The organism is Rhizobacter sp. P3_C12, from assembly GCF_056402735.1.
This window is the reverse complement of record NZ_JBFUGW010000228.1, coordinates 1-10249: the sequence shown is the minus strand read 5'-3', so window position 1 is coordinate 10249 and position 10249 is coordinate 1. Positions and strand designations below refer to the sequence as shown.

Below are 10249 nucleotides of genomic sequence, written 5' to 3'. Positions count from 1 at the left end.
GCCCTCGATCGCGCCCCAGCCGGCCTCGAGCACCGCGAACTGCGAGTTGTAGTTGGTGCTGCGGACATCCGTCGGCACGAAGTTGACGAAATCGAAGCCGTGCGGCGCATCGAACCTGGCGCCGGGGAACAGCTCGGCGGCGAGGCCGACGCCGAAGTGCCAGCCTTCCGGATCGCCGAAGCGGTAGCCCGCGCCGAGCGTGATGCCGAACCCGTCGCCATCGAGGAACTGCTTCTTGCTGACCGACGAGAACTCGACCAGCCCGATCAGCCCGCTCTCGTGCGCGGCCTGYACGCTGAGCTTGACGCCCGGCTTGTTGAGCGAATCCGAGACACCGCGCGTGCGCTGGTCGGAGGTGACACGCACCTCGGTGTCGACGGCGTAGCGCGCCGTCTCGGGTTCGGCCGAGAAGGCCGGCGCGGTGATGGCGAGCAGCAGCAGGCCGATGGGCACCGGCGGCCGGCTGAACAAGGTCGGTTGCATGGGCGTCTCCAGGGGTTGAATCGAAAGTGGCGGATCAGGATTTGCAGACCGGCGTGTCGGGCAGTGCCGCCACGCGCTTGAGCTGCTCGGTCTGGCCGAGCACCTCGACGCCGACGAAGGCGCGGATGTGGAGGTCGCCCGACTTGACGCGCAGCACGCCCTTGTATTTCTTCTTGTCGCGCGGGTCGTAGACCCAGCCATCGCGCCAGGCGTCGTTGTCGTAGCGCTCGAGCTGCGCGATCAGCACGCCGCAGGTGTCGGCGGGCGTGCCGGCGTCCTTGTCCCAGACGATGCGGCCGCACAGCGCGGACGGGCGGTCGGCGCAGGGCTTGAACTCGATCACGGCGTCTTTCTCGGCGGTCTGCCACAGGCCCTTCGCGTCGTCGGGGCCGGCCGCCATGGCAGACAGCACCAGCGAGCTCAGCATCACGCCCGCGACCCACTCAACACAAGACATCCACTTCATGTCGCCGTCCTCAGTCAGTAGTCATCGCTAGTTTATAGTCATGACTATCGTTTTGTCACCCTCTTGATCGACCTCCGATCACCGGACAATCCCTGAGCCACCTGCCCACCCACGATGCCGACACCCCGGAAGAACCCGCCCGCGCTTGCGACCAAGAAGCAGCCGGCGCAGCAGCGCGCGACCGACACCTACGAGCGCATCCTCGAGGTGACGGCGCAGACGCTGGCGGACGTGGGGATCGAGCGGCTGTCGACCAACCTGGTGTGCGAGCGCGCCGGGCTGACGCCGCCGGCGCTGTACCGCTACTTCCCAAACAAGTACGCGCTGCTGAGCGAGCTGGGGCAGCGGCTGATGCAGGCGCAGAACGAGCGCATCGGCGACTGGATCACGCCCGAGGTGCTGGGTGGGACGGCAGAGGATCTGGAGCGGGCGCTCGAGGGGCTGATCCTCGCGACGCATGAAGCGACCGCGCAGACCGAAGGCGGCGTGTGGATCATGCGGGCGCTGCGCGCCGTGCCGGCGCTGCAGGAGGTGCGGCTCGCGTCACACGGCGCGGTGACGCGCGAGCAGGCGCAGATGCTGGCGAGTGCGCTGCCGGGGGCGGATGCGACCGAGCTGCAGCTCGTGAGCCGGATCGTGGTGGAGCTGGTCTATGCGACGGTGGAGATGTTGTTCGATGAGCCGCTCGATGCGACCGCAGTGGCGCGGACGGTGGCGGGGATGATTGCGAGTCATCTGGGGAAGGTGCGGCCGGTGGACGTGCCGAAGCCGGGGCGGAAGAAGGCGGGACGCCAGGTCACTTGAGACGGGATCCGGCCGGGTCATCATCAGCGGACCGCTCGTCCTCTCCTGACGGTTCACCGGGCGGCGATGACTGCGCTGCTGCCATCTTTCGCTGATGCTGTTTCGCCGAGGAATGCCCAAAGAGCCCCAGCAGGATGTGGAGCAGGATCACGGAAAACAATCCTGCAAGCCCCGATTGCCACCATGCCCAGGATGGAGGCAGCCGTCCGACCACCGCATTGAAGACAAGCAGGTAGATGAGACCGTAGACGAGCGTAAAAGCACTCATCACACGCCGATCGCCACATAGGGGATTGCGAGCATCGAAGCCACGACAAGTGCAGTCGCAGTGGACGCCACAAGGCGCGTCTTCAGGCTTTGTCTGCCCGCGACGACGGGGCGCACCCACCGACTGGTTGCGGCCAAGCCGGCAAAGAAAAAGACAACGAAGGGAAGATAGGGCCACAAACTTCGCAGCGCCACGGACGACCTGACAGCGAGCAGGAATGCAATCGCGAAGGCGCCGAGAACGTTGTCTCTCACCCGATCACTGATCTTCAGGCGCATGGCGCAGTGAGGACAGTCTCCGCATGACAGGAACGGCACCAGTCCACGGAGAATATGGGCAGCCGTCAAAGCTGGTTGACCGCACGAAGGGCAGACCCCGGCCCATTCCCGAATCTTCATTTTCCGCACTCGCTGTCGTTTGCGTCGAGACTGTTGGCTCCAGGCTCTCCAATGATCATTGTCACCTCCCCTTCGTGGGAGCGGCGCGGCAGCGCCTCAGACCGAGAACAGGATCCAGGCCACGATGGCGTACAGGACGCCGAACACGAACATCGCGTTCAGCCAGGAAGAACTGCCTCGAAAGAACTCATCGCCGAGTTCGTCGAACAGCGCAGAGTGAGCGACGGTGAAGATGCCTGCGACGAAGTGAACCAACCCGAACAGCATGCCGAGGGATGTGTGCGGGAAGAAGGCGCCTGTGACTGATCCGGCGATGGCGCCACTCAAGACGCCAAGCCCGGGGTGAGATGAGATCGCGCCGATGAGCAGGCCGAATGCCATACCCGCCAGCGCTCCCAGCGTGGCGGCGCCGAGTCTGAATGCCAGCGACGAATCGTCGAAATCGGGCGGGGTCTTCATCGGCGTATCTCGACCCACATCACAAGTTCAGCGACGGCCATCGTGCTTTCTCTTAGACGATGCCATCGTCGCAGGAGAGCGTGTCGGGTGTTGCACTTCAGACTTGAGATCGCCCCGGCTTTCGTAGTACGCGGGATTACACCGTTCAGACCCTACACCCTGAGCAGGGCAGGTACAGCAGCGACCCTAGATTTCAAGTCGACTACACCCAAGATAGTTCATTTGAGAACAATGTCATCTCCCCGCGCGCCATCATCAAGACCGTTGACACCCATCGAATAGACGATCACTTCATCTCCAGCCGCACTTTTCTTCAACGAATACACGAACTTGTTCCCCCAAGCATCAAGGAGTGCATGTTCGTCAGAAAAGTACTTCCCTCCGACGGAAGAGTCGACCAGTAAGTCCAATGAGGCTGGATATCTCCCTGTATCCTTTTGGTACAGTGACAGCGCATAGATCACGGCTTTGATCTGGAATTCAGTGATCCCGCGTTTGGACTGAAGAATAGATCGCGGCCAGAAGGACAAGACAATCGCAGCAACCCCGAAAATCGCTACGCTTGCCAATGTAGTCTTACGGACACCCACAGGACCCCCCAGAAATTTTCCTTCGAGACTCTCGATAGAGCTCCGAAATTTTCGGCACAAAATCGGAAGGCCGCCCCCAAATTGGACCCTGCGGGCGCATTCGATGCCCGTTGAAAGTTTCAAATACAACCCTATTATATATTCCTTGATGATTCTCCGTAGGCGGCACGCCAACAAATTCAAAGAAATCAGCCAGCCCATCCCATCTTACTTGACTCGGAGAATCCGTGCTGTGCATTGATTCATGCAGCATAGTTCCGAATAGCTCATGGAATTCATCGTATGACAGATCCTTGCAACGAATACTCGCCGGCAATATCGTAATCCCGCTCGAAGCCAAGGTTTCCGCTCTATGCTTCGGATCAACCGTTCCGAACTGATAGCCGCCACGTCTGTTTATATCCGCGTAGTGCTCTTTCAAATATCGATCAATTAGCAGAACATCCTCAGCGCGCAGCCCGGAGGAATCCGTGTACTGCGAGGGATTCCCAGCCACGTATACGTAAGTATTGATCCCGCCGGCAAGGCCGATTGGATCCGGCTGTGTATAGCCACCCCTCAAGCTATCGAGAGTCCTGAAGTGGTTGTACCAGAGCCCACTCTCCGCATCCGCGTACTGTCCCGGAAACCTCAGGTTCTGCGCGAAGGTTCCGAGCCCGTCCGGATTCGCCTCCGGCGCCGTCGTGCCGAACGGCTCGGCCAGCCAGCGCCAGCGCTTCGCGCCGCTCTGGTCCACCACGATCCGCGGTGTGTTCAGGTGATCCGCATGGATGTAGTAGATGAGTGGCGGGTTGCTGGCGTTGGTCGGGTCCGGCATGAACATCGCCACCGGGATGTTGTCCAGCCAGACGTATTCGCGCAGCGGCTTGCCGGTCTGGTCGTATTCGCCGAGCAGTTGTCCTTCGAGGTCGTACGCGAAGATCACAACCCCGCCCGTGCTCGTCACCTTGCGAATGCGCCGGCGGTCCGCGTCGTAGTCGTAGCTGCCGGTCACCCCCGCCTTCGTGATGCTAGCGATCGCGCCGTTCAGGCCATACGTTGCCGTGTAGTTCGCGCTGTCGACCGTCGCGTTGCCCGCGTTGTCGTAGGTGAAGCTTCTGGCCGGGTTCGTGATGCTCGTCAGCCGGTTGCTCGTCGCCTCGGTCGTGTAGTCGCTCTGGCTGCCGTTCAGGCTCACGCTCGTGCGATTGCCATTCGGGTCATAGGCGATCGACCAACTCGCCGCGTTTGTAGTAATGCTGGTCAGCCGGCTGTTCTCGTCATACGCGAAGCCCTGGTTCAGCGCAGACTGCGGCGTGCCGTCATTGGCGCTCAGGTGCGTGAAGCCAGTGATGCGATCGGCCGCGTCGTAGCTCACGTCACGCAGCACGCTGCCCAGCGGGTAGCGCACGATGCGGCCGCTCAGGTCGAACTGCCTCATGTGCGGCACCAGGCCGCTCGTCATATGCCAGTCCCAACCGCTCACCGGGCCGAAGGGTTCCCACTTCACGTTGCTGATCAGCGGCACAGGCGTGCTGCCTGCGTCCTTCGCCAAGCTCATGCCGATGAGCTCGCCAGTGTCGCGCGTGATCACCAGCACCCGGCCCGACGGGTAGGTGATGGTCATCAGGTCGCCGTGCGAGTAGGCGTACTTCACCGTCGTCTGGATCGGCACGGTGTTCGCACCGGCCTTGGAGTTCACCGACTGCACGACTTCGGTGATGCGGCCCCGTGGGTCGTACTTCACGCGGGCGAAGCCGCTCGGGTGATCCACCCTGCTGAGCCGGTGGTGCCCGGCGGGCTGCGGTCGACATCGCAGCCGCAGGTGGCCACGAACGGCTCGAACGAGGTCGGACTGGGGATTCCTCCTCCGCACGAGTTCGACACGGTGTGCGAAATCAGCCCGTTCACGAAGAAGCCGCGCCACGGCCTGCCGATGTCCTCGGCCGGAACGGTCGTGATCGGGTTCGGGCCGCTGACCCATTCGAAGTGGCAGTTCGGCGGGATCAGGTTGTTCCCCTGCGCCCACATGAAGCCAGCCGTTCGCAGGATGCCGTCCAGGTCGATCTCGCCGCCTGCGGGGGCGTACCACCACTGGGCCGGCAAGGCCCCTCCGCCGTTGGCCCAACACGTGGCGATCGAGTGCCGCGATGCCGGGTTCCACACCGGTTGTGTCTGCGCCTCAACCGTCCCCGGCAAAGCCACCACCACCACGCACGCGCACAACACCACCAGCGCCCACAGGCGCTGCAATCTGCTTGACATTCGATCCTCCCTGATCAGCTCGTCCAGCTTGTCCGTTTTTCAAGTTCCGCTGTCACCCCTCTTCGTGGGAAAGGTTCAACAGCGAAGCGACGGAATTAGACGTGAAGGATTCGTCCGTGACAAGCACGTCGCGTCACACCGGCGCGAAATGATGCGTCCCATCGCGCTTCAACTGCGCGACCAATCCGAACTCCCAATCGAGGTACGCCTGCATCGCCGCCTGCGCGTTGTCGGTGCCCTCGTACGGGCGGCGGTAGCGGTCCGTGCGCGGTGACGCGAGCCGCTGCTCGCCAGCCTCCACCGGCAGGCCTGCCTCGGCCCACGCCGCGGTGCCGCCCAGCAGCACATGCACCTCGGCCTGCGAACCCAGCAGCTCCTGCAGCTCGTGTGCCGCGAACGGCGCCAGCAGGCCAGTCCCGCAAGTCACCACGATGCGCCGCGCTGGCGGCAGCACCTTCAGCGTCTCGCGCAACTGCGAGCGCAGCACGAACCACGCGCCGGGGATGTGCCGCTTCACATGGCTCGCGCTGGTCGTCACGTCGATCACCTGCACGTCAGCGCCGGGGCTCGCGAGCCAATCGGCCAAGGTCGACGGCGTGATGCCGTGCACCTGCGGCGGCGCCGGCCGCGGTGGCGCATCGGCACCCGCCTCCACCCCATCCGACGCTCCATCGGCGTCGAGCAGTGCCACCTCCCAGCCCATCTGCGCCAGCCACGACGCGCTCATCTCGGCGCGCACCCCCGCATCGCGCGCGCCGGCCGGCGTGCCGTCGTGGTCCGCCAGCACGATGCGCGCACCGCGCACCGGCGCGTGCACGTCGGTCTCCTGCACCAGCTGCCCGCCCGGCGCACTGCGGAACCCGGGGCGGTGCCCGGCCGCGTACTCCTCCGGCGTGCGCACGTCGAAGCGATACGTCGTGCGACCCGGCTCGGCCACCCAGTGCGCCAGCTGCGCCGCCCCGATGCGCCGCACACCCGCCCGCTCGGCCACGGCCCGCGCATCGTGCCGCGCCGCATCGCGTGCCACCGCGCTCGCCGGCCCGAAGCGCCGTGCCGCGCCATGCTCCAGCGATTGCCCGGCCAGCGTCCAGCCGATCGTGCCGTTGCGCAGCGCGCTCACCGGGTTCGGAATGCCCGCGTTCACCAGCGACTGCGTGCCGATGATGCTGCGCGTGCGCCCCGCGCAATTGACGATCACCCGCGTGGCGGGATCCGGCGCGAGGTCGCGCACGCGCAGCACCAGCTCGGCGCCCGGCACGCTGGTCGAGCCCGGGATGTTCATCGTCTGGTACTCGTCGAAGCGGCGCGCATCGAGCACCACCACGTCGGCCTTCGCATCGAGCAGCGCCTGCACCTCCTCGGCCGCCAGCGACGGCGTGTGCCGAACGTCCTCGACCCATTCGCCGAACGACTTGCTCGGCACGTTGACGTCGCGGAACAGCTCCAGCCCCGCGGCCGCCCAGCCCGCCAGGCCGCCGGCCAGCAGGTGCACCTGCGTGTAGCCGAGGCTGCGCAGGCGCTGCGCGGCGCGCACGGCGTCATCCGCCCCGTCGCCGTAGACGGCGATGCGCGTGTCGCGCCGCGGGATGCGGCCCCAGGCATCGAGCTCGAGGCGGCCGAGCGGAAAGTTCGCTGCCCACAGCGGATGCGATTGCGCGAACGGGTCTTCCTCGCGCACGTCGAGCAGCGCGATCTCGTCGCGCGCCAGCAGCGCGGCATGCACGTCGACGGGGTTCAGCGCGGGGATCACGGTGGTGTCGGTCATGGTGGAGGCGTTCCATCAAGGCAAGGGGGAGTAGCCGGACACGAAGCTGCGGCGCTGGCCGTCCTCGGTGTAGACCGAGCGCTCGACCGCGCCGATGTCGGCGCCATACACGTGGATGCTGATCGAGGTGCGGTCGTCGAAGGCGTTGGCCACGCGGTGGATGTCGCCGACGCTCGGCGACACCGCATCGACCGCCCCCTGCTCCAGCCGCACCGGCGCGCCGGCCGGCACCAGCTGGCCCGGCCCGGCGAAGCGGTAGCCCTGCGACAGCTCAGCCCCGCGCAGCACACCGATCAGCCCCCACACCGTGTGGTCGTGGATCGGCGTCGCCTGCCCCGGCCCCCACACGAAGCTGACGACCGAGAAGCGCGCCCGCGGATCGCGGTGCAGCAGGTACTGCCGGTAGCGGTCGGCACCGGGCTGCGCATGCGAGGCCGGCAGCCAGTCGTCGTGCGCGACCAGGTCGGCCAGCAGCGCGCCGATGTCGCGGCGTACGGCCGCCTCGTCGGTGCGTTCGTCGAGCCGGCGCGAGACCTGCTCGATGAAGTCCTGCAGCGCACGGTCGCCAGGGTCGGTTCGCATCGTCGAATCTCCTTCGTGGTCGCAAACGGGGACCACGCCGCACAGGCTACACGCGCAGGTGCCTTCTGCGAATCATGCAGATCGCATATCCAGCCCTGAAATGATTATTTGCGACGCTCGCGCCCTCGCCGCTACCGTCCTCCTTCGTCATCTTCCGACCGCAGGACACCGCAATGAGCATCGAATTCATCGGCATGATCCAGACCCAGAAAGTCTCGGAGACGCACGCCGCGCAAGGCCCGGCGATCGACCGCGACTACGTGCGCCGTTTCGCGCAGGCGCACGAGCAGGCCGGGTTCGACCGCATCCTGGTGCCGCACCACTCCACCGGTCCGAGCGCCACGCTGACGATCTCGTACGCGGCGGCGCACACCGAGCGCATCCACTTCATGCTGGCGCACCGGCCGGGCTTCACCGCGCCGACGCTCGCGGCACGCCAGATCGCGTCGCTGGACCAGTTCAGCGGCGGGCGCCTGGGCGTGCACTTCATCTCCGGCGGCTCCGACGACGAGCAGAAGCGCGACGGCGACTGGCTGACGCACGACCAGCGCTACGAGCGCACCGACGAATACCTGACGGTGCTGCGCCGCATCTGGACCGAGGACAAGCCCTTCGACCACGATGGCCAGCACTACCGCTTCCAGGCCGGCTTCTCCGAGGTGAAGCCGCTGCAGCAGCCGCACGTGCCGATCTACTTCGGCGGCGCCTCCGATGCGGCGATTCCGGTCGCCGGCAAGCATGCCGATGTCTACGCGCTGTGGGGCGAATCGCTCGACCAGGTGGCCGAGCTGACCGGCCGCGTGCGCGCCGAGGCGGCGAAGCATGGGCGCAGCGTGCGCTTCTCGGTGTCGTTCCGCCCGATCCTCGCCGAGACCGAAGACCAGGCCTGGGCGCGCGCCGAGCGCATCCTCGAAGACACCCGCCGGCTGCGCGTGCAGGCCGGCTACAGCCGCGGCGGGCCGCAGCAGAGCGTGGGTGCGCAGCGCCTGCTGGCGGCCGCGGCCAAAGGCTCGCGCGTCGACCAACGGCTGTGGACTGCCATCGCGCAGGAGACCGGCGGCCGCTCCAACAGCACCGCGCTGGTCGGTACGCCCGAGCAGGTGGCCGAGGCCTTCCTCGACTACCACGCGCTCGGCGTCACCACCTTCCTGATCCGCGGCTTCGATCCGCTGGAAGACGCGATCGACTACGGCCGCGAACTGATCCCGCGCACGCGCCAGCTGGTGGCCGAGCGGCTCGCCGCCGGCAACCGGCGTGCCGCGTGAARGAGCACGACATGCCCCCCTCCATCACCCGGCGCCACCTGCTGATCGGTACCGCAGCCACCCTGGGCGCAGGCACCGTGCGCGCCGCCGCGCGCCCGTTGCTGAAGGCCGGCGACCAGAAAGGCGGCCTGCGCGCGCTGCTCGAGGCCGCGAACGAATTGCAAGGCCTCGCCTACGACATCCAGTGGGCCGAGTTCCCGGCCGCTGCGCCGCTGGCCGAAGCGCTGAACGCCGAGGCGGTCGACCTTGGCCCGATCGGCGATGCGCCGCTGATCTTCGCGCTGTCGAACGGCGTGCGGGTGAAGGCGATCGGCGTGAACCGCTCCGACCCGTACGGCACCGCGGTGCTGGTGCGCCCCGACTCGCCGCTCAAAACGGCGGCCGACCTGAAAGGCAAGCACATCGCGACCAACCGCGGTTCGATCGGCCACCACATCGCGCTGAAGGCCCTCGCCTCGGCCGGGCTGAAGGCCGATGCCGACACCTTCCGCTTCCTGCCGCCGGCCGAGGCCAAGCTCGCGCTGACGCAGGGCTCGGTCGACGCCTGGGCCACCTGGGAGCCCTACACCGCGCTGGCCGAGACGGCAGGCCACGCCCGCGTGCTGGTCAACGGCCGCGGGCTGTCGTCGGGCCTGAGCTTCCTGGCCGCCACCGACAGCGCGATCGCCGCCAAGCGCCCCGTGCTGCAGGATTTCGCGCAGCGCGTGGTGCGCGCGCAGCGCTGGTCGTACCAGCACGTGCCGGAGTTCTCGGCCGCGCTCGCCCGCATCATCGGCATCCCGCCCGAGGCGGCGCGCTTGCAGTTCGAGCGTCGCCAGCAGCGCTGGATCGCGGTCGACGCCCAGGTGCTGGCCGACCAGCAGGCCACCGCCGATTTCTACCTCGAGGCCGGGCTGCTGAAGCAACGGCTCGAGGTGCGCAACAC

Annotated in this window: 13 protein-coding genes; 3 read left to right on the top strand and 10 right to left on the bottom strand. The window is 66.5% G+C overall.

The genetic code is table 11. The features are described 5' to 3' along the window. Together AC1DXV_RS26045 and AC1DXV_RS26040 are read right to left on the bottom strand one after the other, a co-directional pair. Positions 1-483 (bottom strand): TorF family putative porin (locus AC1DXV_RS26045; protein ID WP_477936275.1); only part of this gene is annotated, 483 nt, incomplete at its 3' end. Positions 484-517: 34 nt separating this feature from the next. Next, positions 518-949, bottom strand: coding sequence for a DUF2147 domain-containing protein (locus AC1DXV_RS26040; protein ID WP_477865974.1), 432 nt, complete (start codon positions 947-949; stop codon positions 518-520). A 114-nt stretch (positions 950-1063) separates the two neighbouring features. Here AC1DXV_RS26040 and AC1DXV_RS26035 point away from each other — a divergent pair, with 114 nt between their 5' ends. Continuing rightward, positions 1064-1753 carry a TetR/AcrR family transcriptional regulator gene (locus tag AC1DXV_RS26035; RefSeq protein WP_477865973.1) on the top strand — a complete coding sequence of 230 codons (690 nt, stop codon included), beginning with the start codon at positions 1064-1066 and terminating at the stop codon, positions 1751-1753. Here the strand turns inward: AC1DXV_RS26035 and AC1DXV_RS26030 are convergent. The 8 genes from AC1DXV_RS26030 to AC1DXV_RS25995 all read right to left on the bottom strand — a co-directional run bounded on the left by AC1DXV_RS26030 (position 1746) and on the right by AC1DXV_RS25995 (position 8059). Further along, positions 1746-2021 (bottom strand): hypothetical protein, encoded by a 276-nt coding sequence (locus AC1DXV_RS26030; RefSeq protein ID WP_477865972.1) that lies wholly within the window; start codon positions 2019-2021, stop codon positions 1746-1748. The genes AC1DXV_RS26035 and AC1DXV_RS26030 overlap by 8 nt on opposite strands. Further along, entirely contained in the window at positions 2021-2299 is a 279-nt protein-coding gene (locus tag AC1DXV_RS26025; protein ID WP_477865971.1) for a hypothetical protein, read from the bottom strand. The genes AC1DXV_RS26030 and AC1DXV_RS26025 overlap by 1 nt, the downstream gene beginning before the upstream one ends. Before the next feature lie 216 nt (positions 2300-2515). Continuing rightward, the gene (locus AC1DXV_RS26020) at positions 2516-2878 is read right to left on the bottom strand and encodes a hypothetical protein (RefSeq protein ID WP_477865970.1); all 363 of its coding nucleotides are present in this window, start codon (positions 2876-2878) and stop codon (positions 2516-2518) included. Between the two features lie 218 nt (positions 2879-3096). After that, positions 3097-3447: a type II secretion system protein GspG gene (locus AC1DXV_RS26015; RefSeq protein ID WP_477936273.1), complete on the bottom strand. Its 351-nt coding sequence runs from the start codon at positions 3445-3447 to the stop codon at positions 3097-3099. 7 nt (positions 3448-3454) lie between these two features. After that, positions 3455-5221, bottom strand: coding sequence for an RHS repeat domain-containing protein (locus AC1DXV_RS26010; RefSeq protein ID WP_477936271.1), 1767 nt, complete (start codon positions 5219-5221; stop codon positions 3455-3457). Next, the gene (locus AC1DXV_RS26005; protein WP_477865967.1) at positions 5191-5712 is read right to left on the bottom strand and encodes a hypothetical protein; all 522 of its coding nucleotides are present in this window, start codon (positions 5710-5712) and stop codon (positions 5191-5193) included. Before AC1DXV_RS26005 ends, AC1DXV_RS26010 begins: the two co-directional genes overlap by 31 nt. A 133-nt stretch (positions 5713-5845) precedes the next feature. Next, positions 5846-7477, bottom strand: a complete 1632-nt coding sequence (locus AC1DXV_RS26000) for a rhodanese homology domain-containing protein (protein WP_477865966.1) — start codon at positions 7475-7477, stop codon at positions 5846-5848. Positions 7478-7492: 15 nt separating this feature from the next. Further along, positions 7493-8059 carry a cysteine dioxygenase family protein gene (locus tag AC1DXV_RS25995; protein WP_477936269.1) on the bottom strand — a complete coding sequence of 189 codons (567 nt, stop codon included), beginning with the start codon at positions 8057-8059 and terminating at the stop codon, positions 7493-7495. A 173-nt stretch (positions 8060-8232) separates the two neighbouring features. Here AC1DXV_RS25995 and AC1DXV_RS25990 point away from each other — a divergent pair, with 173 nt between their 5' ends. Together AC1DXV_RS25990 and AC1DXV_RS25985 are read left to right on the top strand one after the other, a co-directional pair. Beyond that, complete coding sequence (locus AC1DXV_RS25990; protein WP_477871409.1) at positions 8233-9324, top strand: LLM class flavin-dependent oxidoreductase; 1092 nt, start codon at positions 8233-8235, stop codon at positions 9322-9324. 11 nt (positions 9325-9335) lie between these two features. Continuing rightward, positions 9336-10249: ABC transporter substrate-binding protein (locus AC1DXV_RS25985; RefSeq protein WP_477936267.1), on the top strand; the 914-nt coding region annotated here is incomplete at its 3' end.